Origin of the sequence: Streptomyces phaeofaciens (assembly GCF_014648915.1) — a bacterium.
In the GTDB taxonomy this organism is placed as follows: Bacteria; Actinomycetota; Actinomycetes; order Streptomycetales; family Streptomycetaceae; genus Streptomyces; species Streptomyces phaeofaciens.
The window spans coordinates 63,616-88,531 of record NZ_BMSA01000025.1 but is presented as its reverse complement, the minus strand read 5'-3'; the positions used below and the strand labels follow the sequence as shown (position 1 = coordinate 88,531).

General features: G+C 70.6%; 20 protein-coding genes and 1 pseudogene. 11 read left to right on the top strand and 10 right to left on the bottom strand.

The window, feature by feature from the left end:
- The first annotated feature begins 14 nt into the window (after positions 1-14).
- Positions 15-1,523 carry a cytochrome ubiquinol oxidase subunit I gene (locus IE275_RS33795; protein WP_189716286.1) on the top strand — a complete coding sequence of 503 codons (1,509 nt, stop codon included), beginning with the start codon at positions 15-17 and terminating at the stop codon, positions 1,521-1,523.
- The gene (locus IE275_RS33790) at positions 1,523-2,563 is read left to right on the top strand and encodes a cytochrome d ubiquinol oxidase subunit II (protein WP_189716284.1); all 1,041 of its coding nucleotides are present in this window, start codon (positions 1,523-1,525) and stop codon (positions 2,561-2,563) included. Before IE275_RS33795 ends, IE275_RS33790 begins: the two co-directional genes overlap by 1 nt.
- A gap of 120 nt (positions 2,564-2,683) precedes the next feature.
- On the opposite strand, the gene IE275_RS33785 is transcribed toward IE275_RS33790, so the two are convergent.
- Positions 2,684-3,247 carry a dihydrofolate reductase family protein gene (locus IE275_RS33785; RefSeq protein WP_189716282.1) on the bottom strand — a complete coding sequence of 188 codons (564 nt, stop codon included), beginning with the start codon at positions 3,245-3,247 and terminating at the stop codon, positions 2,684-2,686.
- Positions 3,248-3,461: 214 nt separating this feature from the next.
- Positions 3,462-4,313 carry a class I SAM-dependent methyltransferase gene (locus tag IE275_RS33780; RefSeq protein WP_308435727.1) on the bottom strand — a complete coding sequence of 284 codons (852 nt, stop codon included), beginning with the start codon at positions 4,311-4,313 and terminating at the stop codon, positions 3,462-3,464.
- A gap of 13 nt (positions 4,314-4,326) precedes the next feature.
- On the opposite strand from IE275_RS33780, the gene IE275_RS33775 reads away from it, so the two are divergent.
- A complete protein-coding gene (locus IE275_RS33775) occupies positions 4,327-4,482 on the top strand; it encodes a hypothetical protein (protein ID WP_189716424.1) in 156 nt (51 codons plus the stop codon).
- 21 nt (positions 4,483-4,503) lie between these two features.
- Here the strand turns inward: IE275_RS33775 and IE275_RS33770 are convergent, their stop codons facing one another.
- On the bottom strand, positions 4,504-4,866 hold the full coding sequence (locus tag IE275_RS33770) for a DUF1330 domain-containing protein (protein ID WP_189716280.1): 363 nt from the start codon (positions 4,864-4,866) through the stop codon (positions 4,504-4,506).
- A gap of 276 nt (positions 4,867-5,142) precedes the next feature.
- Here IE275_RS33770 and IE275_RS33765 point away from each other — a divergent pair, with 276 nt between their 5' ends.
- Positions 5,143-6,306, top strand: coding sequence for a 4-hydroxybenzoate 3-monooxygenase (locus IE275_RS33765; RefSeq protein WP_189716405.1), 1,164 nt, complete (start codon positions 5,143-5,145; stop codon positions 6,304-6,306).
- An 83-nt stretch (positions 6,307-6,389) separates the two neighbouring features.
- Positions 6,390-8,093 carry a methyltransferase gene (locus IE275_RS33760; RefSeq protein WP_189716278.1) on the top strand — a complete coding sequence of 568 codons (1,704 nt, stop codon included), beginning with the start codon at positions 6,390-6,392 and terminating at the stop codon, positions 8,091-8,093.
- Positions 8,094-8,329: 236 nt separating this feature from the next.
- Here the strand turns inward: IE275_RS33760 and IE275_RS33755 are convergent, their stop codons facing one another.
- Both IE275_RS33755 and IE275_RS33750 read right to left on the bottom strand, forming a co-directional pair.
- Positions 8,330-9,169, bottom strand: a complete 840-nt coding sequence (locus IE275_RS33755) for an NAD(P)H-binding protein (protein WP_189716276.1) — start codon at positions 9,167-9,169, stop codon at positions 8,330-8,332.
- 52 nt (positions 9,170-9,221) lie between these two features.
- Positions 9,222-9,713 carry a nuclear transport factor 2 family protein gene (locus IE275_RS33750; protein WP_189716274.1) on the bottom strand — a complete coding sequence of 164 codons (492 nt, stop codon included), beginning with the start codon at positions 9,711-9,713 and terminating at the stop codon, positions 9,222-9,224.
- 132 nt (positions 9,714-9,845) lie between these two features.
- Between IE275_RS33750 and IE275_RS33745 the strand changes: the two genes are divergently transcribed.
- On the top strand, positions 9,846-10,742 hold the full coding sequence (locus IE275_RS33745; RefSeq protein WP_189716272.1) for a LysR family transcriptional regulator: 897 nt from the start codon (positions 9,846-9,848) through the stop codon (positions 10,740-10,742).
- 235 nt (positions 10,743-10,977) lie between these two features.
- Here IE275_RS33745 and IE275_RS33740 read toward each other — a convergent pair whose 3' ends face one another.
- From IE275_RS33740 to IE275_RS33725, 5 genes and pseudogenes are all read right to left on the bottom strand, one after another.
- Positions 10,978-11,958 carry a hypothetical protein gene (locus tag IE275_RS33740; protein ID WP_189716270.1) on the bottom strand — a complete coding sequence of 327 codons (981 nt, stop codon included), beginning with the start codon at positions 11,956-11,958 and terminating at the stop codon, positions 10,978-10,980.
- 228 nt (positions 11,959-12,186) lie between these two features.
- Complete coding sequence (locus tag IE275_RS33735) at positions 12,187-13,122, bottom strand: hypothetical protein (RefSeq protein WP_189716268.1); 936 nt, start codon at positions 13,120-13,122, stop codon at positions 12,187-12,189.
- 239 nt (positions 13,123-13,361) lie between these two features.
- Positions 13,362-13,850 carry a hypothetical protein gene (locus tag IE275_RS47525; RefSeq protein WP_506417347.1) on the bottom strand — a complete coding sequence of 163 codons (489 nt, stop codon included), beginning with the start codon at positions 13,848-13,850 and terminating at the stop codon, positions 13,362-13,364.
- 96 nt (positions 13,851-13,946) lie between these two features.
- Positions 13,947-14,097, bottom strand: a pseudogene (locus IE275_RS46240) (FAD-dependent oxidoreductase); the annotation flags it as partial.
- Positions 14,098-14,955: an alpha/beta fold hydrolase gene (locus IE275_RS33725; protein WP_189716265.1), complete on the bottom strand. Its 858-nt coding sequence runs from the start codon at positions 14,953-14,955 to the stop codon at positions 14,098-14,100.
- 77 nt (positions 14,956-15,032) lie between these two features.
- Between IE275_RS33725 and IE275_RS33720 the strand changes: the two genes are divergently transcribed.
- The 5 genes from IE275_RS33720 to IE275_RS33700 all read left to right on the top strand — a co-directional run bounded on the left by IE275_RS33720 (position 15,033) and on the right by IE275_RS33700 (position 24,898).
- Positions 15,033-15,944 carry an AraC family transcriptional regulator gene (locus IE275_RS33720; protein WP_189716263.1) on the top strand — a complete coding sequence of 304 codons (912 nt, stop codon included), beginning with the start codon at positions 15,033-15,035 and terminating at the stop codon, positions 15,942-15,944.
- Positions 15,945-16,200: 256 nt separating this feature from the next.
- A complete protein-coding gene (locus IE275_RS33715; RefSeq protein WP_229870834.1) occupies positions 16,201-16,707 on the top strand; it encodes an allene oxide cyclase barrel-like domain-containing protein in 507 nt (168 codons plus the stop codon).
- Positions 16,708-17,080: 373 nt separating this feature from the next.
- Positions 17,081-18,625: a peptidoglycan-binding protein gene (locus IE275_RS33710; protein WP_229870830.1), complete on the top strand. Its 1,545-nt coding sequence runs from the start codon at positions 17,081-17,083 to the stop codon at positions 18,623-18,625.
- A gap of 369 nt (positions 18,626-18,994) precedes the next feature.
- On the top strand, positions 18,995-20,863 hold the full coding sequence (locus IE275_RS33705) for an ABC transporter ATP-binding protein (protein ID WP_189716257.1): 1,869 nt from the start codon (positions 18,995-18,997) through the stop codon (positions 20,861-20,863).
- A 402-nt stretch (positions 20,864-21,265) separates the two neighbouring features.
- The gene (locus tag IE275_RS33700) at positions 21,266-24,898 is read left to right on the top strand and encodes a laminin G domain-containing protein (protein WP_308435725.1); all 3,633 of its coding nucleotides are present in this window, start codon (positions 21,266-21,268) and stop codon (positions 24,896-24,898) included.
- Positions 24,899-24,916: the final 18 nt, after the last annotated feature.

The following is a 24,916-nucleotide window of genomic DNA, read 5'->3' as shown; positions in this document are numbered from 1 at the left end:
TCACCGAGGCACCTATGCTCAGCACAGCAGTGCACCTGGCCACCGACACACCGGCCCAGCTCCTGCCGTCCCGCCAGTTGATGGCCTTCACCCTGGCCTCGCACATCCTGCTCGTCCCCTTCGGCGTGGCACTGCCCTTCATCACGCTGGTCATGCACTACCGGGGCCTGCGCCGCGACGATCCGGTGGCGATGAAGCTCGCCCGGCGCTGGTCGGCGGTGATGGCGGTGCAGTTCGCCATCGGTGTCGTCACGGGCACCGTGCTGTCCTTCGAGTTCGGGCTGTTGTGGCCGGGCATGATGGGGCGCTGGGGGGACGTGTTCGGCCTGGGCTTCGGCGTGGAGGCATGGGCGTTCTTCCTCGAAGCCGTCATGATCGCCATCTATCTCTACGGCTGGCGCCGCCTCAAGCCGTGGACCCATTTCTGGCTGGCCGTGCCGCTGCCGCTGGCCGCCATGATGGGGTCGTTCGGGATCATCGCCGCCAACTCGTGGATGAACACCCCGCAAGGTTTCAGCCTCGACGCCCAGGGCAATCCGACCGACGTCGACGTGCGCAGGGCCGTCTTCACACCGATCCTCGGCACCGAGTACTGGCACTTCGTCGTGGCGATGTTCCTGACGGCCGGGTACGTGGTCGCCGGTGTGTACGCGGTCGGCTGGCTGCGGGGCCGCCGTGACCGCTACCACAAGCTGGGCTTCACGGTGCCGTTCACCGTCGCCGCGATCCTGACGCCGATCCAGGGCTTCCTCGGTGACTCCGCCGCCCGTTCGGTGTTCCAGAAGCAGCCGGTGAAGTTCGCGGCCATGGAGATCGTCTGGAAGACCGACACCCACGTGCCCGAGTACGTCTTCGGCCGGCTGCACTCCGACGGGTCCGTCTCAGGCGGCATCAGGATTCCGCAACTGGACTCGATCCTGGCCGGGTTCAGCCCCGACACCAAGGTGACCGGACTGACCTCGGTACCGGCCGAGAACCGTCCGACCGCGGCCGAGGCGACGCTCGTGCACTTCTGCTTCGACGTCATGGCGATGATCGGCAGCGTGCTGATCCTGCTGGCCCTCTGGTACGCGTGGCTCTGGTGGCGCCACCGGGACATGCCCGACAACCGTTGGTTCCTGCGCTGCGCCTCGTTCGCCGGCGTGGCCTGCCTGGTGACCGTCGAGTGCGGCTGGATCGCCACGGAGGTCGGCCGCCAGCCCTGGATCGTCTACCACCACATGCGCGTGTCCGAGGCCGTCACCCAGACGCGGGCCGGGGGGATCTGGACCATGCTCGGCGTCGTCGTGGTCGTGTACGTCGCGGTCTTCGGCTCGTTCCTGGCGGTCCTGCTGAAGATGCGCACCCGGTGGAGGGTGGCCGACGAGGCCGCGGCCGGAGCGGCGGCCGCCCTCGATCCCGAGACCGACACCCCGTACGGACCCCGGCCCCGGCCCGGGGCCGGCGCGGCGACCGCCGGTGTACCGTCCGGCAGCGGACCGGGCACCGGGCCGTCCGAAGGCCGCCCGGGAGATGACCACTGATGGCGGACGTCATGGCCTGGGTCCTCGTCGTGGTGATCGCCGCCTACGCCTGCGGCGGTGGCACCGACTACGGAGCGGGTTTCTGGGACCTGCTGGCGGGCGGCGCGGACCGGGGCAAGCGGGTGCGCCGGCTGATCGACCACGCCATGGCGCCCGTGTGGGAGGTCAACAACGTCTGGCTGATCTTCGTGCTCGTCCTGATGTGGACCGGCTTCCCGACGACGTTCCAGGCCGTGTTCACCGCCCTGTGGCTGCCATTGGTCCTCGCGGCCGTCGGGATGGTGCTGCGCGGTGCCGGGTTCGCGCTGCGCAAGCCGAGCAGGCGGCTGGCCCGACGGCGCGTGTACGGGGCGGTGTTCGCCGTCGCCTCGCTCATCACGCCGTACTTCCTCGGCTCCGTCCTCGGCGGCATCGCCTCGGGCCGGGTGGCGGTGGGCACGCCCGCCACCGCGCATGTGTGGGCCAACCCGACGTCGATCCTCGCGGGTCTGCTCGCCATCGCGGCCACCGCGTTCCTCGGGGCGGTCTTCCTGGTCGCGGACGCGCGCCGGTTCGGTGCGGACGACCTCGTCGACCACTTCCGGCTGCGGGCCCTGATCGCCTTCGGCGCGGTGGTGGTGCTGGCGGCGATCGCCCTGCCGGTCACCCACGACGACGCCCCCTACGTCTGGCACGGGATGACCCGGGGCCTGGGCCTGCTGATGGTGATCCTGGCAGCGTGCTTCGGCGTACTGACGGTCGTGCTGCTGCTGATCCGCGCGCACCGCTGGTCACGGCACACCGCGGTGGCCACGGTTGCCCTGGCCATCGTGGCCTGGGGGTTCGCGCAGCGGCCCTATCTGCTGCCGACCACACTGACGGTGGCCGAGGGGGCCGGCGCCGCGCACACGCTGCGCTGGCTGGGCATCGTGACGATCGTCGCGGTCGTTCTGGTGGGCCCCGCCCTGGTGCTGGTCTACCGGCTCGACACGCAGGGGGAGTTGGAGCCGCTGACCGACTCCGAAACCCGGGCGGCGGGCCTTCCCGGGGACAACGTGTGAGCAAGGCGGGCCGGCTCGTTGTGCTCAGCCCAGCCGTTCGATCGGGTGGTCGCCGACGCGCAGGGCGTTGGCGTTGGCGATGGCGGCCAGGCCGGGGCCGCACGATGCGTCGTCGGGCACTCAGCGCCTGGTCTCGTACCTGGTCAGTACGATGCCGCCGGGAAACGTCCGGGTCTCCACCAGGCTCAGGTTCACCCAGTGGTCCAGGGCGGTGAAGAACGGCGTGCCGCCGCCCACCAGGACCGGATGGGTGACGATCGCGTAGTCGTCGATCAGCCCGGCCCGCATGGCGGCCGCGGCGAGTGTGGCACCGCCGATGTCCATGGGGCCGCCGTCGTCGGCCTTGAGCCTGGTGATCTCGGTGACCGCATCGCCGGTGACCAGACGGGTGTTCCAGTCGACCGTGCTGGTCGTGGAGGAGAACACCACCTTCGGCATGTCCCGCCAGCGGCCGGCGAACTCGATCGCCGCGGGTGTGGCACCCGGCTGCTTGTCGGCGGTCGGCCAGTGGGAGCTCATCGCCTCCCACAACTTGCGCCCGTACAGCGCCAGGCCCGTCGTGGCCACCCGGTCGGACCACCACTGGAACAGCTCGTCGCTCGGCACGCTCCAGCCGAGGTCGTCGCCGGGCGCGGCGATGTAGCCGTCCAGGCTCATGTTCATGGCGAAGGTCAGTTTCCGCATGGCGTCAGCCTCCCGTGAGTCGGTATTCGGCGTACAGACCAACACGGCGCGCAAAAATCATCGGTCAGCCACACCGAGGGCAGGTTGACCACCATGCCCGCACAGTCGCACCGAGCCGGTGCCGTCGGAGGAGAAGGCCACCGCGGAGACCGCGCCCCGGAGTTCGGTGAGGCGTTGGCGGTGTTCCGCAGGCGGACCGGAACCGGGAGGCGCTCTACCGGCGGACTGCCGAGATCAGTCCGCCGGGCCGCTCCTCGTGCTGCGGCGGGGTGCCGATCGGGCGGCCGTAGGCGGCGGCGCGCTCGTGCAGGGTGTGACTGTCGGCCTCCCAGCCGTGCCCGGCCAGCCAGCCCAGCGGGTCGTCGGGCATCTCCGAGACCCACATGGATGCCGCCGATCCCGGCGCGGCGTCCGAGCCGAAGCGCTCGATCACGCCGCGCGAGCCCAATGTCAGCCCCATCCGACTGCCTGCGGCCGACAGCGTGCTGATCCGGGCCAGCAGGAGCTCCACCGCGTCCTCGGGGAGATAGATCAGTAGACCCTCGGCGATCCACGCGGTCGGCACGGCCGGATCGTGCCCTGCGGCGGCCAGCGCGCCCGGCCAGTCCTCACGCAGGTCCACCGCGACGGTGATCCGCTCGCAGCGTGCAACGGCACGTTCCTGGCGCAGCACCGAAGCCTTGAAGGCCAGTGGCGCGGCGGTGTCGACCTCGAACAGCCGGGTGCCCTCGGGCCAGTCCATCCGGAAGGCCCGGCTGTCCATGCCGGCGCCGAGCAGCACGACCTGCCGGACCCCGGACGCGGAGGCCTGCCGCAGCAAGTCGTCGAGGAATTTCGTCCTGATGACGATGGAGAACGACACGGCCAGCCGACGGCGTCGCGCGGCCTCGTCGTCGGGCGGCTGCGGGGAGGAGGGCCACAGGCCGCCGGCGGTGGCGAAGGCCTGTGCCAGTGGGTCGCGGAACAGCGCGTTCTCCCGCTCGGTCTCCAGCGCCCGCACTCGGGCCACCCCCACCGCCGTGGCCCACACTCCCGACGGCTGCACCCGCTCCTGCTCATCAGTCACCGCGCCAGCCTAGATGAACGATGCCAAGGGGCCCGGCGAGGGCGTGGGCGCGGTCGAAGGGCCCCTCGCCTTCTACGACGAGCCCGTCGACCTCGTCGTGGACGGCGAACGCCTGGAGCGTCCCGTCACCCGGTTCACCAAGATGCTTCCGGCTCAACGGCCCGCGTGACAGCTCTGGTTGTGGTGGTCATCACCTGGTCGACCGGCCCGCTCGGTCGGCTTCTGTCCGCAACGTGCGAGCTCGCTCAGCCGGGTCGTAGTGCGGACCGACGCCCTCGATCAGCACCAGGTCGCCCTCCACGTGGTCGGTACGCAGACTCAGGATGGCCCGGTAAGCGGGAGAGTCGTACCAGGCGCGGGCTTCGGCCAGGCCGGGGAACTCGATCAACACCATGCTGCCGGGCCACGTACCTTCTACGACTTCGACCGGCGGACCGTGGATGACGAAGCGGCCGGCGAAGGGGTCGAGGGTTGCCTGGATGCGCTCCAGGTATTCGATGATGTCGGAGTGATTCCGGCGGCTGCGGAGATGAGCGAAGCCGTAAGCGGGCACGACGGGGCTCCTTGCGTTCCGGGGGTGTGGGCGATGACCCGAACGTAGCTGAGGCTGGTCGGGCGGTGCGATTACCTCGGGAGTAATTGCCGGGTGTCGCCAAGCTCTCGGCTGCCGCACGACGACGAGACCCGCGCCCTCTCCGCAGTGGTGATCTTTTTGCCGTTCGGGGCGGGCATTCGGGTGATTTTGGTGCGATCAAAGACTTTTGGCTATTTAGTATCTGCCTCCGTGAGAGACACGAAAAGTCAACGACCGGGTGACCACGCGGCCGATGTGGTCGTCCTCGGGGCCGGGCCGGCCGGGCTCGTGCTCGGCAACATCCTGCTGGACCGGGGGATCGCCTGCGTCGTCCTGGAGCGGGCCGAGCGCACGCAGGTGCAGGCGCGGGCACGGGCCGGGTTCCTGGCCGCCGAGACCGTACGGATCCTGGAACGGCACGGCCTCGCCGAGGGGCTGCACAAGCGCGGGCAGCTCCACAGCACCTGCGAGTTCCGCACCGAGGACGGCCGGTTCCGGCTGGACTACAGCGGACTCGCGCAGGGCGAGCGGCACACCGTCTACCCCCAACAGCATCTGGTGGCCGACCTGGTGACGCGGTTTCTGGATCGTGGTGGAGAGATTCGTTTCGGCAGTGAGGCCGTCGCCGTGCGCGACGCCGACACTGAGCGGCCCGAGGTGGCCGTGCGCGAGGCCGACGGGCGGCCCGGCCTGTGGCGCGCGCGGTACGTGGCGGGCTGCGACGGGCGGCACGGTGCGGCCCGCCGTTCGCTGCCGGCCGGCACGGTCCGCCACCACCGCGATCACGGCGTGACCTGGCTCGGTCTGCTCGCCGAGGCGCCGCCCAGTCTGGACGCAGTCGGCTACGCGGTGCACGAGCGCGGGTTCGCCGGGCACATGGCCCGCACCAGCGAGGTCACCCGCTACTACCTGCAGTGCGAGCGCGGCACCCCGGCCGACGCCTGGTCCGAGGAGCGGATCTGGGACGAGCTGGAACTGCGGATGCGGGCGCGGGAGTACGGCCCGCTGCGCCGCGGCCGCGTCGTGCAGCGCTGTGTCGTCGACCTGGAGTCCGACGTGCTCGAACCGCTGCGCCACGGCGCGCTGTTCCTCGTGGGCGACGCCGCCGGTCTGATCAGTCCGTCCGCCGCGAAGGGCGCCAACCTCGCGGTCCTCGAAGCGGCGGTCCTGGCCCGCGCCCTGATCGACGACCTCACCGCCCAAGACCCCGAGGGTCTCGACGCCTACTCGGCACGGTGCCTGACGCACATCTGGCGTGCGCAGCAGTTCTCGCACTGGATGATCGGGCTGCTGCACGGCCCGACCGGCACGGACGGCGACTCGCTGTTCCACAACTCCCTGCGCCGCTCCCGCCTCACCTCGCTGCGCACCTCGCGCAGCCACCAGGACTGGTTCGCCGAGCAGTACGTCGGCGTATAGCCCCTCCCTCCCCTCTCAGCGCTCGGCACCCCGCGTACATCCGTACGCGCACACCCCACCCCCGGAATGAGGAATCCCCCGCGATGATCACGGCATTGTCGGGCGAAACGTCCCGCCTGCGTGCGACGGTCGACTTCGTCAAGGAACAGGACACCGCCACCCTGCTTCCGCTCCTGCTCCCCGGGCTCGACGGCCCGGAGCTGCGGACGCTGGTGGAGCGCTGCGCCTTCTCGCACGCGGCGCTGCTCGTCTTCCCGCCCGACGAGGCGGCGTTGGACGCCACGCTCGCCGACTGCGGGCTCGTGGTGGACGCGAACCCGCGGCCGAGCGTCGTCGTGCGCCGGCGTCTGGCCGAACGGCACGGACGGAGTGCGGCGGATCTCGACGTCGGTGTTCTGCGCCCGGCGGTGGAGTGCCTGGACGGGGCGCTGCGCTCGGTCGAAGTGTTCGCGCTGACCGTGCCGCCGGGGTCGGACCTCGACACGGTCGCCGCACACGAGCGGGAACGGCAGCACGAGGCGCATGTCGCCTTCGAGGTCGAGGCACCGGACTCGCTGGTGCTGCGCGGCCTGTGCGCGACCTTCGGGCGGTACGGCGCCACCCCCGACGGCGGCGGCTACAACCCGCACGAGAACGGCACGGTGTTCTACTTCACCGCGCCCGCCGAGGCGAAGGCCGGATACCGGCGCATGGAGCTGTACGTCCCCGGTGACCACAGCGACGTCCTCGCCGCCCACCTCGACGAGCACCGTGTGCGGCAGCCCGCGGAGGCCCTGCTGCGTCTGCTGACCGGGGCGTGGACGACGCAGGCCCTCGCCGCGTTCGCCCGGCTTGAGGTGGCCGACGCGATGGACGAGTGGCGAGGCGTCGACGTGGCGGAACTGGCACGAGACGTCGGTGTCCTCGCGCCGAACCTGGCCACTCTGCTGCGCTACCTCACCATGCTGGGTGTGGTGAGCGAGGGCCGCGACGGCTTCCGCCTCACGGACACCGGCCGGCTGCTGCGCGCGGACGTCGAAGGGTCGATGCGGCCGCTGGCACTGATGTACGGGGGCCCGTTCTACGAGTCCTTCGCCGCGCTCGAGCACACCGTACGCACGGGACAGGTCGCCTTCGAACACCGCTTCGGCGAGAACCACTTCGATCACTTCGCCCGCGATCCCGAACTCGCCGAACTCTTCGACCTGTCGATGGCCGCCGGTTCACGGATGTTCGACCCGCTGCCCGCACACCCGGTGCTCACCGAGGCGAACGACGGAGCCGTGGTGGTCGACATCGCGGGGGGCAACGGGGAACTGCTGAGCCGAATCCTTTCCGCACACCCTCGCCTGCACGGCCTCCTGCTGGAGCGCCCGCACACCGTCGAGACCGCGCGCCGGCTCCTCGGTGCGGCCGGTCACGCGGCACGGTGCACCTTCCGGGCCGGCGACTTCGCGGACGTGCCCGCGGGCGGCGACGTCTACGTCCTGTCCCGCGTCCTGCACGACTGGGACGACGACCGCTGCCGCGAGATCCTGCGTCATTGCGCCCGTGCGATGCCCGACACCGCCGATCTGCTGGTCGTCGAACGCGTTCTGCCCGCCGACGGTTCGGCCTCGCTGGCCACGGCCTGGGACCTGCACATGATGTGCAACGTCGGCGGCCGCGAACGGCGCGCCGACCACTATGCCCGGCTGTTCGCCGACGCGGGCCTCACCCTGGTCGGCCGGGTACCGCTGCCCCTGGACGGAAGCGTCCTGCACGTCCGCAGGACCGGGCCGGCGGACACCGGAACCAGGGTGCCGTAGTCCCGGACGGGCACCCCCGCCATCGCGAGTCGGGCGGCGCCGAGCCGCCCGAGCACCTGAACTCCGGCGGACACGCGAGGCCTTCGGGCAAGCTCCGGATCCGGCGACGACGATGCCGGTCCGGAGCTTGCCGTCCTGGTGAGGTCGGCTTCGATCTCGCTCTCAGGGATGCAGAGTGGCGCGGTGCGGACGGCCGACCGCCCGTGGCGCCGCACCACTCCCCGACGCGGCCCCGGTCAGCTGCGGAAGGCGGATGCGTTGTCGCCGGCCCAGTCCGCGAAGGTGAGCGCGGGCCGGCCCAGCAGCTCCGACACGGTGGTGGTCGTGGGCCCCGGCCGTTCGGCGTAGTCGGCGAGTGAGCCGAGCAGGCGGGCGGGGACCTCCTCCGGCAGTCCTTGCGCGAGCATCGCCCGGCGTACGTGCTCGGGTGGGAGCTCGTGGAAGGACAGGGGCCGGTCGACCGCCGCGCCGATGAGCCGCACCTTCTCGATCTGGTCCAGCGGCTGCGGCCCGGTCAGGGTGTGGATCGTTCCGGTGTGTGCGTCGGCGCTCAGGGCGGTCACGGCGACCTCCGCGATGTCCCTCTCGTGGACGGGCGAGGTGACGGCCCGGCCGTACGCGCCGCGCACCACGTCCCCGGCCCTGATCTGCGGCGCCCAGGCCAACGCGTTCGCGGCGAAATCGGCCAGCCGCAGCACCGTCCAGTCCAGACCGCAGCCCGTGACGAGGTCCTCCGCGTGCCGGAATCCGTCGGCGAAGCGGGCTTCCCCCGCCGGGTGCTCCACGGTGGTGGCCGACAGCAGCACCACGCGCCGCACGCCCTGCGCGACGGCGAGCTTCAGCAGCTCGTCCAGGCCGGGGCCGGTCGCGCGCGGGCTGATCTGCATCGCTTCCACGCCGGCGAGGTCCGCCTCGATCCAGCGGGGCTGGAACAGGTCGCCGCGTACGGCTCGTACACCGTCGGGAAGCCCCTGCCCGGATCCACGGGTGACCGCGGCGACGGTCGCGCGCTCTCGCAGGAGCAGCTCCATCACCTGACGTCCGACGACGCCGGTTGCTCCAGTGATCAGGATCATGACACTTTTCCCTTCGCTCGATGGGTGAATCCGGCGGGAGGAGGAGGTTCGGTCACCACGCGACGGGTCCGAGGCGGTCGACGAGGCCGGACGGGGCGACCGGTGCTTCGGGAGGCGTCGAGCCCCTGAGGGGGGACACATCCACGTACCTGACCTCGTAGACGCGTTCACTGAACCTCCAGCCGTGGGAAGTCCGCTCGTATCGGTCGTGGTACAGCGCGTAGTTCGCGTGCGCGCTGCCGTCGTGCATGCGTCCGAACTCATGGACGTACGCCCGGCCGGCCGCGGTGTCGCCGTCCAGCCGGACGGCACCCGGGTGGACCTGCTGCACGAAGAACTCCCAGAGCCCTTGCCCCCGTTCGATGCCCGCGCGGATCTCCTGCCGACCGACGAAATCCCTGTCGATGTGCGGCCATCGCACGGCGGCGTCGGGAGTGAACAGTGACGCGAGTCGGTCGTAGTCGCGCATCATCACCGCGTCAGTGGCTTCGGCGCAGAGCGCCGTGATCTCGAAGCGGTCGGCGACGGCCTGCGTGTCACTCATCGGTACCCTGCCTTGTCGATCGGTGAGCCGGATCGCTCCGTCTGTCCGGTGAGGCTGTGCTCCAGCTTCGACGCAGGCGGAGGGCCCAACAAGGCGAGGTTCGTGGGGCAATACATAACGTGGGGGTTATACGTGGAGCTGCGCGAGATAGAGATCTTCCTGACGCTGGCCGAGGAGCTGCACTTCGGCCGCACCGCCGAGCGGCTGCGCGTGTCCCAGGCGCGCGTCAGTCAGGTCATCAGCAGGCAGGAACGTCGCTTCGGAGTCGCCCTGTTCGACCGCACCAGCCGACGGGTGAGCCTGACGCCCGTCGGCCGACGACTGCGCGAAGACCTCCAGCAGGCCGTCGACCTCCTCCAGGAGGGGCTCGACCGGGCCCAGGCCGCCGGCTCGGGAGCGGGCGGGGGCCGAACGCTACGGGTGGGCGTGTTCGGACACGCCGGGCACGAACTGCGCCCCCTCGTGGAGGCGTTCCGCGCCGGCTGCCCCGGAGGCGACATCCAGTTCGCCGAGATCAACGGCAGCGATCCGTTCACCGCGTTACGCACCGGCGAGCACGACGTGCACGTACTGTGGCTGCCCGTCGCCGAACCGGATCTCACCGTGGGACCCACGGTGCTGACCGGGGCACGTGTGCTGGCCGTGTCGGCAGACCATCCGCTGGCTGCCCGTGGGACCGCCACGCTGGAGGACCTCGGCGACAACCGTGTCGTCGACCTCGGCCCCGAGGCCCCCGAGTACTGGGTGGCTTCCATGGTCCCCACCCGCACGCCACTCGGCCGCCGCATCCCGCGCGGGCCCGTCGCGCGGACCTTCCACGAGTTCCTGTCGCTGGTCGCCTCGGGGGAGTGCGTCCATCCGCTGGGCGAGGTCGCCGCCCGCTACTACACCCCGCCCGGCATCGTCTTCCTGCCACTCCACGACGCGCCCACCCTCCCATGGGCACTCACCTGGAGGACCGCCGCCGACAACCCCACCATCCGTACACTGGCCCGCATCGCCGCGGAGCTCGGCCCCATCACGATGTGACTGCGTCGGCGAGAGGCGGTGCCGGAACCGGCCCCGCCCAGCGGCCGGGGCTCCGAGGCCACGAGCGGCGGCTCCGCACGCGCGGCCGCCTCGCCGGGTCGGCGCGAGGCGGCCTGGGTGAGTACCCCGACGCGCGGCGGCCACCGGTCGGCGGAGCCCAGCCTCGTCGAGGCAGAGGGCCCGGTGCGGCGCGCTGCGTTCGCGACGCCCCGTCCCCGCACGACCCGAGGCACGACTATGCCGCCTCCTCGAAGAAGGCCTCCTCGTCCATCATCGCGGCGCCGAACCCGCCCAGGATCTCGTCGACGTCCAGCTCGGTGGCACCGGCCGGGGCCGTGGGAGTCCGGCCCTCGCTCATCCGCACCACCAGGCCCAGCTTCTTCACCTTCGCGTTCTCGGCCAGCTTGGCGAGGTCGACGGAGACCTCGGTCAGCTCGCCGTTCTTCAGCGTGAAGTCGGCCGTGACCTTGCCGTTCGGGGCGTCCTTGAGGTCGTTGTCCGTGGGCAGTTCAAAACCCGGCGGCAAGCTCTTCGCGAGCGGACGGATCTCGCCGAGGAACTTCGTGATCAGCGTACGGAACGGAGCGGTGGCGGTGATGTGCTCGGCCCCGTCCTTGTCGTCGGCGGTCTTGAACTCCACCTCGCGGGCGATGGTCTGACGCAGCGCGTCCAGAAGCTGCTTCTGCGCCTTCGCGTCGAGGGTGGGCTCCGGCGCGGGCTCCGTACCGGGCTCCGCTCCCATCTCGGCGGTGGTCTTCTCCATCTCCTTGGTGTTGATCTTCACCCATCCGCCGTCGAGCATCTTCTTGAGCCCGCCCGCCTCCGGGGGCAGATCCGACACCGACGGCACGGGGAAGCCCATCGCCTTGCCGAGGGCGTTCACGTCGGATCGGATGTAGGTGTAGTCGCCGACGACTCGGTACTCGGTGAGGTCGCCGTCCTTGTTGCTGATCTTCACCGCCATGCCGACGTAGTCCTTCTCCCCGGACTCCTCGATCGGCTTCTTCGACTGCACGGTGACATCGATCTTCACGCCACTGAACAGGTCGGCGATCTCGTCGGGCATCTCCTCACCGGGCTCCGGGTCCGACATCGCGTCCAGCGCCTTCAGGCTTCGGACGTCGGTGTCGAGATCGAGCTCGAAGGAGATCGACTTCTCCTGGGCGAGCTTGTCGAAGGCCTCGTCCAGCTTCTTCCCCGCAGAGAGCTGCTCCACGGTGCCGCAGGCGGCCGCACCGGCCAGGACGGCGGCGACAACTGCGCTGGCGGTCAGGGTCTTGCGTATGGCGGTGATGATGGTCTCCTCGTCAGTGCGATCACGACGTGATCACTGACGAAGACTCATGAAACCGTCCCATGGTTGTACCTTGCACGAGCGGCATCGAGTGACATGGAGCGGCATCGAGCAGGCGGTGCAGGCGCACACGGTGAGCAGGCGGCCGCTTCAGCCGGCGCGCCGCCAGCGGTGGTCGTCGCCCTTGCCGTACTCGCACCGCATACGGGTTCCGGCCTCGGTGTAGCCGTAAGCACCGGGATCGCCGCACCAAGCACCCGGACGCACACCTCCTCCGCGATCGTCGTCGCTGTGGTCGGGCGCGTCGTCGGTCGCCGGCATGGTCACGTCGGGCTCTGTGCCGTGTCCGTCGGCGGGGCCGGGTTCCGTCGGCGCGTCCGGGTCGCAGCCGTCGTGGGGGTCGGCCAGCTCGACGGTCACCAGCCAGCCGTCGCCGTCGAAGGAGCCGCTGGTCAGCCGGGCAGCGCACACCGTCCACTCGTCGCGCTTCGGGTCGCCGCTGTAGGCGAACGTCAACTGCCGGCCGGTGGCGCTCTCCAGGACCTGGACCTCGCCGCCGCGCAGACTGTCGTCCATCGCGCTCCAGGCATCACCCCACGTCCCGCCCTCGATGTCGGACAGCGAGAACTCGCTCGCCGGGGACTGCCCTTCGCGAGGGGACGCGGTCTGCGACGTGGCCCCCGAGCCCGGCCGGTCCTGAGAGGTCTCGCCGGACGCCACGGCCAGGCTCACCAGGGAGACCGCGAGGACCGTTGCGGCCAGGAGCTGGGCACCCCGGCTGCGCCGCACGACGGACAGCAGCGTGCGGACGGGGCCGCCCTCACTGTGCGCCGCGCTGCCGTCCGAAGAGGTACCGGATTCCCCGCGATCGGATCGGCCGGCGCGGCGGGGCCGCTGGGGCGGCTGTTCCCTCTCGCGGTCCTCCGGGACGCGCCACCGCTGCGTGATTCCGCCCGGCTTCTGCCTCCGCACGCTCGCCGCCCGATGGCGGGCCTCGCGTGCGTGCTTGCGCACGGCCGCCGCCGTGGTCTCCCCGTCCGACTGGGCCACCGGCCTGCCGCACGCCTCACAGGTCCATGTGTCCACGCGTCGTCCCCCTGACTGCAGCTGTGGTGCTCATCTTCACAGGCCCCATGGGGACACCCGGTCCAGTGCTCCTCGTCCACGGAGTCGCCGCGCGGGGTCGTGCCCGCGCCGTGGACGGACCAACTGTCCCTGCTTGCTGCCGCGCCACTGTCACAGCCGTCCGGCAGGCTCCACCCAGCAACCTGCCGACATGCCGCAAGGGCCTGCGCGATTCCCCCGCCACGCCCGGCGTGTTCCTCTCAGCCGCCCAGGTGCGGGCTGTACAGCGCGGAGAGGAAGCGGGTCACGATGTCCTCGCGGATCGTCGGAGGGAGCGCGTCCAGAAGGCGGTTCACCGCCGCCATCCTGCCGGCCCCGGCGCCCGAGGGGTCGAAGCCCACGGCCGGGAGCAGAGCGGCGAAAGAGGCGTCGTCCAAGGTCGTGAGGTCGAGCTCGGCGACGAGAGCCACGAGCTCCGGCGACGGTACCGGCGGGCCGAGCGGACGGACCGCGTCTGCCGCCGCGGCGATGACGGCCAGGAGTGCGTCGACGCCCTGCTCGCTGACGCCGGTCAGGGTGAGGTGGAGGTTGGCGGGGAGGTCGGCGCCGAGGCTGAGTTGGGGCTGGAGGTAGAAGCCGTGCTGCCGGGCCTCGTCCGCGAGGGCGAACAGGTCGAGGGTGTCGGAGCCGATCGCGACGAGGCTGGCGTCCGGGCTGCCGAGGACGGTCAGGCCGTCGATGGCGGCAATGCCCTCGACGAGGCGGCGGGTCGCGGACAGGGTGGCACGGCCCAGTTCGCGGTAACCGTCCGCGCCGAGCGCCTGGAGGGTCGCCCAGGCGCCGCGCCGGAACAGGTCGACCGCATGGCCGCCGGTCCTACGCGGCGCCGGTGCGCGCTCGACGACGGTGACGGAGAAGCCGTGCCTGGTGAGCCAGTAGGCCAGGACCGGACCCGCGACAGCCGGCGCCGGAGACGAGAATCCGCAGGACACCCATTCAGTCCCCCTGTACGGCGTGGATCGCGGTGAAGGCCAGCAGAGGGGTCGCGGTCCGCGGCGGATCCTCGAGCAGGGGCGAGTGCCCGAGACCGGGCAGCAACTCGACCCTCGAGCCCGGAACGACGCGGTAGTCGGCGGCGGACGAGGAGCGCCATCTGCGGTCGTCCTCGCCGAAGATCACCAGGAGCGGCTTGCCCACGACCGTCAGCCGATCCGGCAGTGTCCCCTGCTCCATATAGGAGAGAGTGGCCCGCATCGTCGCGGTGAACGTGTGGTGTGTCATGCCGCGCAAATCGTCCAGGAGTTCTTCCGGGATCTGGAAGCCCGCGCGGCTGAAACCCGCGCTCGCGAACCGCCGGAGCTCCTCGTCGGTCGGCGGCCATTGCGAGGGGCCGATCGCGGCGGACTCCGGTGCGATGAAGGCATCCAGGCTGGGCCCGGTGTTGACCAGCGCGAGCGCGGTCACCAGGTCGGGCCGCAGTTCGGCGACGGCGGTGGCGACCACACCGCCGCTGGAATGACCGACGAGCACAGCGTGCTCGACGCCGAGCCGGTCCAGTGCCACGCCGGCCCGACGCGCCTGGTCCGGGATCGCGTAGCTGCGGTCGTCCGGCTTGGCCGACCGGCCGTGCCCGAGCAGGTCGATCCGGATGACACGGTGAGATCCGGTCAGCAGCGGAACCATCGGATTCCACGAACGGGTCGAGGATGCGGACCCGTGGATGAGCAGGAGTGCGGGGGCGTCGCGGGGGCCGTCCTGGCACACATGGATGTCACCTTCGTCCAGCGACAGGGTCGAACTCTCGGTGGCCTCGGCGCCGCCGTTCACATGTGGTCCGCCGTCAGAAACAGTCATGAGCCCACTGTCGCCGCCCGTGCCCGCCGGCGGATTGGACAAATGTTCCTCTCGGTCGGCTCACGTAGCATGAGACGGTGCACACGTTCACGCACGGTCAGGCTTTGTGGGACGTCGCATGCCCGCGGCGGCCCAGCCCGGTGGCCGGTGTCACCATGGCCGGGTTCCGTGTCCGTGATCTGGACACGCTCCGGATGGTCCCGCACCCGGCCGTGACCCTGCTCCTGGAGTTCGGCGCCGACTCGCCCGTCCTCGACTGTGCACCCGGGCGGCAGCAGCGGGGAAGCATGGTCGCCGGGCCCGGGTTCGGGTCCGGAGGCGCGGTGCGGGCGCGGGGAGAGAACGTCGAGTGCGTGCAGGTGCGCCTGTCTCCGGTGATCGCACGCGCGGTTCTGGGCGCTTCCCCCGCCGACCTCGACGGCGCCGTCGTGTCCCTGGGTGACCTGTGGGGCCGGGAGTCGTCACGGATCTGCGAGCAACTCGGCGACGTCTCGTCGTGGCAGGATCGCTTCGCGTTGACGGACGCGCTGCTCGCCCGCCGGCATGAGGCGGGGCCGACGGTGGACCCGGAGGTGGCCTGGGCCTGGCAGCGCATCGTCGTCAGCCGTGGCCTGACCCGGATCGACGGGCTCGCTGCCGAAGTCGGGTGGAGCCGTAAACGGTTGTGGTCCCGGTTCCGGTCGCAGCTCGGCCTGCCGCCCAAGCGCGCGGCGAGACTCGTCCGCTTCGACCATGCCGCCCACCGCCTGGTCGCGGGTGAGGGCGCGGCCCGGGTTGCGGCCGACAGCGGCTACGCCGACCAGTCCCACCTGCATCGGGACGTCATGGCGTTCACCGGGTCGACCCCCGCGACCGTTGCCGGCGAGCCGTTTCTCGCCGTTGACGACATCGCATGGCCCAGCCGTGGAGCGACCGCCGTGCCTCACGTCGCCGGGGACCTCCGGCTCGGCCGCCGGCGCAGTCCCCTCGGCGGCCACCCGCTGACGTGATCCGGTTCGTCCGGGATCGCGGCCCACGCCTGGCTCCGGCTCACCCGGCCCTCGTCCGGGTCAGGGGCCAATGTGCTGCACCAGCGACCCCCCGCCTCGCGACGCGATCCGCCGCGCGGGCCGTCTCTCGTCCCGGGTTGGTCCGACCGGTCGGATCTTGCGGTGGGTCGTGCCGGGAGGTTCCGGGCAGCGGCAGAGCCGAGGTTATGAATGCTTCATCGGATCATCCATGAGCATCAACCCCAGGAGCCACACGATGCGCCCCATCAGGGCAGCCTGTCTCGGCACGGCCACCGCACTGGTCAGCCTCCTCGCCTGCGCCCCTGTCGCGTCCGCCGCGACGGACACCGGTTCCGCCCCCGCCGAGGGCCAGCACCGGGTCATCACACTCATCGGCCGGCTCGCGCAGCAGACGCGCTTCCCCATCAACCCCGGCGGCGCCCCCGCCCAGGGCGATCGGACCGTCTTCCGCTCGGTCCTCTTCGACCAGGACGACAAGGAGGTCGGCGAAACCGGCGGGACCTGCGTCACCACCCGGGTCGAGAACGGCGGAGCGGAGGAGTGCGTCGTGACCTACAACCTCCCGGGCGGCCAACTCTCCGTGCAGGGGATGCTCTTCGGCATTCTCAACCCGGGCCCTCCGCCTTCGTTCGACAACGGCATCACCGGCGGCACCGGTGAATTCGCCCGCGCTCGAGGCTCGGTCCACGCCGACACGATCGCTCCGGGCACGAGGCGCTTCACGATCGACCTCGACTGCTGACCGCTCTCCGTGGCCCGTGGCCCGTGGCCCGTGGCCGGGGTCCGGGGTCCGAGGGGTCCGACTTCTCCGTGAGGCCCGTCGCCGTAAGGCGGCGGGCCTCATCTCATTTTCTGCGGGATGTCGACAGCAGCGAAATCCAGCCAATCGCGTCGCGCGGCATTGTGTACATGAAAGCGAGCTGTCACCGTCGTGCGCGAAATGGAAATTCGATCATGATATGAGACGGCCTCGACTCTGTGATCGATTACGCCAGCCGTCGGCTCACAATCCGCAGGTTGATCGAAGGGGATATTTCGCATCCATGAGAGACACAGTGATTTCGCCTTCCTATACATCTGATGTCCGGAATCGCGGCAGGATCGGTATTTTCCTAGTGACCGCGGCGGTCCTTTCGGCGGCCACTCTGTTCGGCGCCGGTCCGGCGGTCGCCGCGCCCGCACCGATCAAGCTGACCTCTTCGTCCTGCCCCAACGAGATCCTTCAGGGCCAGGTGAGCGGTTGCGTCACGGAGCTGCAGAACCTGCTCAACGCCCACGGCGCCGGTCTGACCGCGGATGGCGAGTTCGGGCTGAAGACGCTGTACGCGGTGCGTGAGTACCAGGCCGCCACCGCGATCGCCGTGGACGGCCGGGTGGGCCCCCAGACCAAGAGCAAGCTGTACACGACGGCAGGCTCCGCGCCCGCGCCGATCAACCTGAACTCCGCCTCGTGCCCGGCGGACATCGTCCAGGGCCAGAAGAGCGGCTGCGTCACCGAATTGCAGCGGTTGCTCCGCCACCACGGCTACGCGGTCGAGGCGGACGGCGATTTCGGTCCGGGCACGGCCAGTGCGGTCCGGAGCTTCCAGTCCGCGCACGGCCTGACGGCAGACGGGTCGGTCGGGGCGAACACCAAGCGGGAGCTCTACAGCACCGACGAGTTGCCGCCGACAGGTGTGGACCTGCGGTCGGCGGCCTGCCCGGCGGAGATAGTGGAGGGGGAGAGCGGCGGCTGCGTCGCGACCCTCCAGGCCCTGCTCAACGGCAAGGGGCAACACGTCGACGTCGACGGCGGGTTCGGTCCCCTGACCCTGGCGGCCGTGAAGTCCTTCCAGTCCGCGAGCGGCCTGGTGTCCGACGGCCGGGTCGGACCGGCCACCAAGGCCGCGCTGTACGCGAACATCGGTGGGGGCGGCGGCAACGGCGCACCGGCGCCGATCGTCCTGACGTCCGCTTCGTGCCCGAACGAGATCGTCAAGGGCCAGCGCAGCGGTTGTGTCACCGAGTTGCAGAGCCTGCTCAACCACCACGGTGCCGATCTCGCCGTGGACGGCGAGTTCGGGGCGATGACCGACAGCGCGGTGCGGGACTTCCAGGCCGAGAAGGGCCTCGGGGTCGACGGCAGGGTGGGGCCGAACACCAAGGCCGCTCTGTACGGCGTGGTCACCCCGCCGTCGTCGCCCCCGCCCGGCGGCGGGTACGCCAAGATGCTCGACGTGGCCGCGGCCGAGGTCGGCACGGTAGCGGGAAGCGCCCGGGCCAACACCTACAACTCGGCGGTGGGCGTCTCCCTGCCCACCGACGAATACGCCTGGTGCGCGACCTTCGTGAGCTGGGTGGCCAAGCAGACGGGCGCCACGTCCTACCGCAACACCTACGTCGTGAACTGGGTGACGCAGGCGCGCAACGGCAACTACCACCTGTCGGTGACGACGGACCCGCAGCCGGGCGACATCGTGGCCTTCGACTGGAACGGCGGCGACGACTACAAGGCCGGGAATTCGCACATCGGCATCGTGCGGTCGGTGAGCGGCGGCGCGAGCTTCACCACGGTCGAGGGCAACACCTCCAACCCCAACACCGGTTCGGGGTCGGGCGTCTACATCAAGAACCGCGGCACGAACAGTGGATACGACGTCCTGTTCATCCGCGTCCGCTGACAGCGGGTGACGGCACCGGAGGCCGCCGGCAGGGGTGGTTGCGGCACGGCCGCCCGCACACTTCGGCCTACTTCGCGTTTCCGCCTCGCCGGCCACCGGACCCGAGTGAAACAGCGAGACCAGTGCTGGACTCCTCTTTCGCTGGTTACGGGACGGCTGGTGCCTCCGATCCCGGCCCCGGCCCCGAGCCGGCGGTGCGCCGGGCCCTGAACCACAACGATGGTCACACCGGCTACCGCAATCCCACCACTGGATGCGTCCGCGGCACACGCCGGCAGCGATGTCCGGTTATCGCCGTTCCACGGTAAATGCCTGGACTGGGGGTCTCCCTGACGGGACACTTCCGACTTCCGAACCACCGGGAGTGTGATGGGGACAACAGATACGCGAGGGCCGATGCCGGGCAGGAGCGCGGTCGTTCTGGCGCTGCGCCGCTACTGCCGGGAACTGGTGCGACTACGACGGCTGGCCCTGCCCGCGCTGCTGCTGCCGGCCATGGGCAACATCGGCACCCGCTACGTCGCCCCGCTGCTGATCGCCAAGTTGGCAGGACAGGCCGCCGACGACAACGGTCTCACCCTCGGCTCGGCGATGCCGGACGTGCTGGGCTTCGGCGTGACGTTGCTGGTCGCCGAGGCCGTGTGGCGGGTCGGGCAGCACTGCCTGAACCGCGTGGACGCCCTCGGCATGGAACACCTGTACGTGAGCGGCATGGATGATCTCCTCGCCCAGGACGCGGCATTCTTCCACGACAACTTCGCCGGGTCCCTGACCAAACGGGTGTTGAGCTTCGGCAAGCGCTTCGAGGACTTCGTCGACACGGTGACGTACCGGATCGTGGGCAGTCTCGTCCCTCTGGTGTTCGGCGCCGTGGTGCTGTGGAGCTACGAACCGATGCTCGTCGTCGGCCTTCTGGTGATGATCGCGCTGACCGTGGTGGCCGCGACGCCTCTGATCCGGCGCCGGCAGAGGCTCGTCAACGACCGTGAGGCGGCGATCGCCCGGGTCTCCGGCCATGTCGCCGACAGCCTCACGAACATGGAGACCATCCGGGCGTTCGCGGCCGAGGAGCGGGAGGCCGACGAGCACCGCAGCCGTGTCGCGGATTCCCGGCGCCTGACGCTTCGGTCGTGGGACTACGGCAATCTGCGCGTCGACGTGCTGATCGCCCCCATGTCCGTGCTGACCAACGTGCTGGGTCTGCTGGTCGCCATCGTCTTCGGTGGCCCGGGTCAGGGAGTGGAGGAGGTCATCGTGGCCTTCACCTACTACTCCAACGCGACCCAGATCATGTTCGAGTTCAACCAGATCTACCGGCGTCTGGAAAGCTCGATGACCGAGGCCGCGCAGTTCACCGAGCTGCTGCTGGATCCGCCCACCGTGCTCGACCCGGCGGAACCCGAACCGCTCGGGCCGCGGGACACCGGCATTCGCTTCGACGCGGTGACCTTCGCCCACGCGGGTGCGAAGTCGATTTTCCAGGGACTCGACCTGGACGTTCCCGCAGGCGCGCGGATCGGTCTGGTCGGCAGGTCCGGCGGCGGCAAGACCACCCTCACCCGGCTCCTGCTGCGGATGTCGGACATCGACGACGGACGCATCCTCATCGGTGGACAGGACATCAGCCGGTTGTGCCAGACGGACCTGCGCTCACTGATCGCCTACGTCCCACAGGAACCTGCCATGTTCCACCGCAGCCTGCGGGACAACATCGCCTTCGCCCGGCCCGGCGCCACGGACGAGGAGATCCATGCCGCGGCCGCGGCCGCGCACGTCACGGAGTTCGCCGACCAGCTTCCCGACGGCTTCGCCACCCTGGTGGGGGAGCGGGGAGTCAAACTCTCGGGAGGCCAGCGCCAGCGCGTCGCCCTCGCCAGGGCCATCCTGCGCGACGCCCCGATCCTGCTGCTCGACGAGGCGACCAGCGCGCTGGACTCGGAGAGTGAACTCCTCGTCCAGGACGCCCTGTGGCGGTTGATGGACGGACGTACGGCCCTGGTGGTCGCCCACCGTCTGAGCACCGTCGCCGGCATGGACCGTCTCGTCGTCCTGGACCGGGGCACCGTCGTCGAGCAGGGCACCCACGAGGAACTGCTCGCGGTGCACGGTGCCTACGCCAAGCTGTGGCAGCACCAGTCGGGTGGCTTCCTGGGCGAGAGCACCGAATCGGCCCTCGGGGAACCGGACTCCGCAGCCGGTCCCGGCGTGCCCGGTGAAGATGTCTCCGTGCGTCTGTGAGGGGATGCGGGATCCGGTCCCGACGATGGGCGACCGCGGTGAGGCGGGAGTTCGCGCGAACGGGGCGAAAGGCGGTGAATCGGAGTGAAGGGTATTGGCCGATTCCTTACCTAGGCATGGTTTATTTCGTGAATCCACTGGGAACCCTCAACCCCCTGCCGTCCCGGGCTTTGCTTTTGGCTTGACCGAAGTTCACCTTCCCGTGTGGGATGTGCCCCGCCTGTGTCGATCACATGAGCGAGGGGCGGGGTAATGGGGGACCGTGAAAGGCATGCCCGAAGAGGCGTCGGAAGGCGCCGGAGCGGCTTAGCCTGGCTGACGGCGCTTGTCGTGATGGCGACGGTTCCGTCGCTCGATCCTTTGGGGACATCGCAGACAGCGGCTGCCGCGGAGAACGCCGGAGTGTCGGAGTCGGAACGCGCGCAACAGCAGGCGGCCGACTCCGGTGAACGGGTCGAGATCGTGGGGGAGCGCACCGAGCGCGAAACGGTGTTCGCCAATCCGGACGGAAAGACGTACACCCTCCGAAAGTCCATCGTTCCCGTGCGCGTGGAAAAGCCCGGCGGCGGCTGGACGGCACCGGACGCGACGCTGGAGAAACGGGCGGACGGATCGATCGGCCCGAAAGCGGCCGCGGTGGACCTGTCGTTCTCCGGCGGCGGTGACGGCAAGGAATTGGTGACGATCGCCGAGGACGGCCGGTCGGTCAGCCTGGGCTGGCCCGGGAAGCTGCCGGAGCCGCGCCTGGACGGCACACGGGCCGTCTACGAGGACGTACGCCCCGATGTGAACCTGATCCTGACGGCGACCGTGGAGGGCTTCCGGCAGGTGCTGGAGGTCGAGTCGCTGGAAGCGGCGAAGGACCCCGGACTCGCGTCGCTGGAGTACGCGATGAAGGCCGAGGGGCTCCGGGTGCGCGAGGGCGCGGCCGGGAGCATGGAGGCCGTCGACGGCAACGGCCGGATCGTCTTCCGCTCGCCGTCGGCCCGCATGTGGAACTCCGCCGGTCCGGCCGACGACGGGGAGGGCGTCAGCGCGCAGAGCCTCGCGGTCCGGCCGCTCGCCGGGACGTCCGCGACGGAGACGCCGTCGGCGCCGTCCGCGGCCCCCGAGGCCGAGGACCGCCCTGCCGGCCCCGTCGAGGAGGGCGACCCGCTCGCCGGACCCGGCGTCGGGGACGAGGCCGCCGTGATGGACGTGGACGTGACGCAGACCCAGGTCACGGTCGTCCCCGACCCCGCTCTCATCGCGGACACGACCAGCGCCGAACTCCCGCTCTACATCGATCCGTCGGTGGAGATGAACGAGTCCGAGCGGACGGTTCTCTCCTCGGACGGCGATTCCTTCTACAACTTCTCCGGCGGCGACAACGGCATGAGCGTCGGCCGCTGCGGCTCCGCCGTGATCGGCGGGGTCCGCTACTACTGCACCGCGGGCAGCGCCTACACCAACCGCATGTACTTCGAGTTCACGCCCGGCAAGCTCAAGGGCAAACAGGTCCTCGACGCGACGTTCGCGGTGACGGAGACCTGGTCCTTCTCCTGCGACGCGCGCTGGGTGGACCTGGAGCGCACCGACGGCATCTCGTCGTCGTCGAAATGGCCCGGGCCGGGCGGCCCGAAGTCGGACAACTCCTGGGACCAGATGGGCGACCGGTACGTCTCGGCGGGCCGCGGCAGCGCGTGCAGTCCGTCGCAGCCGCGCGCGGCCATCGAGTTCAACGACAACCCGGAGGAGACCGACGAGAACCTGACGTCGACCGTGAAGGCGTTCGCGGACGGCAAGTTCAGCACCCTGACACTGATGCTGAAGGCGAAGGACGAGTCCGACGCCATCGCCTGGAAGCGGTTCGACGACGACGCGGTCATCGACGTGGTGTACGTCGGCAAGCCGGCCGTGCCCACGGAGTACGGGCTGGAGACCGGCACCAACCAGATCTGCTCCAAGAGCGCCTCGGCGCCCACCATGTGGTCCGACCCCACCCCGAACCTCGCGGCCACCCCGCAGACCGTCGCCGGCGGCGAGTCCTCCGCCTCCCTGCGCGTCTACTTCGACCTGGACGTGAAGAACACGGACGGCACCTGGTCCGACGCGAAAGAGCCCGCGACCGGCTCGGAGAGCCCGACCAGTGGCTACGTGGGTGACAACCACGACCTGAACAAGACATGGGACGCCGCCCTCGCCGACGGCAAGCAGTACCGCTACCGTGCCTGGACCCGCTCGTACTACAACAGCGGCGACAGCATCCTGGGCGGTACGGCGACCCCCTTCTGCTACTTCACCGTCGACAGCAGTGCGCCGAAGCCGCCGACGATCACCTTCACGAGCACCTACAAGGAGTGTGTGCCGGGCGCGTGCACCCCCTCCGGAGCCCCGGGCAGGTCCGGCACGGTCACGTTCGGCCCGGCCGCCGGGGACACGAACACCGCCTACGCCTACAAACTGTCCACGGACACCGCCTGGCGGCCGTGGAAGCCGGGCGCGACGGTCACCGAGACCGTCACCCCGGTCGACTCGGGCACCATCACCCTGGAGGTCATGACCAAGGACTCGGCCGGGAGGACGGGACAGAACAAGGTCCGGTTCCTGGTCGACGAGGGCGACGGCCCGGTCGGCAAGTGGACGTTCAACGAGGCGTCCGGCGCCGCCGTGGACGTCTCCGCCGGCACGAACGCCGCCCTGCGCGACGACGCCGGCGTCAGCGGCGCGACCCGCGTGACGACCGGCCGCCGCGGCGTGGTCACCGAGAACGGGACGGAGAGCGAGGACAAGGCGCTGCGGGTCGGCGGCACCTCCTACGCCGCGACCGCCGCGAAGGTGCTCGAGACGCAGGCGTCGTACACCGTGGCGGCATGGGTGCGACTGGACTCCACCGCCGCCCACGCGACGGCGCTGGGCCAGGACGGCACGTACTACAGCCCGTTCTTCCTGGGCTACTGCTCCGGCGTGAACCGCTGGTGCCTGCGCCTCGCGGACGCCGACGCGGCGACCACCTCGCTCGACAACCAGCGGGTCGACTCGCTGGACGCCCCGCAGACGAAGGTGTGGACGCACCTGGCCGCCGTGGTCGACACCACCGCCAGGACGCTCGCCCTCTACGTCGACGGAGTGCCCCAGGGCACCGACACCCTGACCACGGGGGCCTGGTCGGCGGCGGGCCCGCTGCAGATCGGCCGGGTGAAGTACCGGGGCTCCTATGTCGACCCGTTCCCCGGCGAGGTGGACGAGGTCACGGTGTGGCAGGACGTGAAGCTGCCCGTGGCGATCGCCAGGGACGCCGCCCCGGTGGACGCCGACGGCAAGGCCTACGCCGAACTCGTCGCGCGGTACACGCCGCAGGGCGCCACCGGCACCACGCTCACCGACCAGTCCGGCTACGGCAACAACCTGACGCTGTCGTCCTCGGGCGCGTCCCTGGACGGCGAGGCGCTCGTGCTGGACGGCACCGCGGGCGCGGCGACGGCGGCCCGGCCGCTGGTGTCCGACACCGGCTCGTTCACCGTCGCCACCACCGCGGACGTCGACACCAAGGCGCTCGTCGGCAAACCGGACGGCTACCGCGCCCAGGTCCTCGGCCAGCGCACCGCGACCGGCTCCTCGTGGAGCCTGTGGGTGGAGAAGACCGGCACGACCGACGAGCCGGTGCTGGACGACGACGGCAACCCGGTGCTCGACGAGAACGGGCTGCCCGTGACCATCCCGGTGGTGACCGCCCGCTGGCACTTCGGCCGGCTCACCGCCGACGGCAGCGGCACCTCCGTCGTCAGCGACGAGGCGGCCGTGCTGGACAGCGAGGTCGGTCTGGTCGGCGCGTACGACGCGCACGCCCGGGAGATCACCCTGTTCGTCGGCAGCGCACGACAGGGCGACGCCCTCGCCTACACGGCCTCGGCCGGCAGCGGGGAGTTCGCCGTGGGCAAGGGCTACCTCGCCGGCGCGTGGGGCGGCCAGCTGCCCGGACGGATCACCGACATCCGCCTGTGGGCGGGCGCGGTGACCGACGCGACCCAGGTCGAGACCCTCATCGGCTACTGACCGGCCGGCACCTGGACG

What these genes read in the sequence shown, in the direction of transcription:
- IE275_RS33795 (WP_189716286.1), top strand. Translation starts at nt 15, where the DNA reads ATGCTCAGCACAGCAGTGCACCTGGCCACCGACACACCGGCCCAGCTC.
- IE275_RS33790 (WP_189716284.1), top strand. Translation starts at nt 1,523, where the DNA reads ATGGCGGACGTCATGGCCTGGGTCCTCGTCGTGGTGATCGCCGCCTAC.
- IE275_RS33785 (WP_189716282.1), bottom strand. Translation starts at nt 3,247, where the DNA reads ATGCGGAAACTGACCTTCGCCATGAACATGAGCCTGGACGGCTACATC.
- IE275_RS33775 (WP_189716424.1), top strand. Translation starts at nt 4,327, where the DNA reads ATGAACGATGCCAAGGGGCCCGGCGAGGGCGTGGGCGCGGTCGAAGGG.
- IE275_RS33760 (WP_189716278.1), top strand. Translation starts at nt 6,390, where the DNA reads ATGATCACGGCATTGTCGGGCGAAACGTCCCGCCTGCGTGCGACGGTC.
- IE275_RS33755 (WP_189716276.1), bottom strand. Translation starts at nt 9,169, where the DNA reads ATGATCCTGATCACTGGAGCAACCGGCGTCGTCGGACGTCAGGTGATG.
- IE275_RS33750 (WP_189716274.1), bottom strand. Translation starts at nt 9,713, where the DNA reads ATGAGTGACACGCAGGCCGTCGCCGACCGCTTCGAGATCACGGCGCTC.
- IE275_RS33725 (WP_189716265.1), bottom strand. Translation starts at nt 14,955, where the DNA reads ATGACTGTTTCTGACGGCGGACCACATGTGAACGGCGGCGCCGAGGCC.
- IE275_RS33715 (WP_229870834.1), top strand. Translation starts at nt 16,201, where the DNA reads ATGCGCCCCATCAGGGCAGCCTGTCTCGGCACGGCCACCGCACTGGTC.
- IE275_RS33705 (WP_189716257.1), top strand. Translation starts at nt 18,995, where the DNA reads ATGGGGACAACAGATACGCGAGGGCCGATGCCGGGCAGGAGCGCGGTC.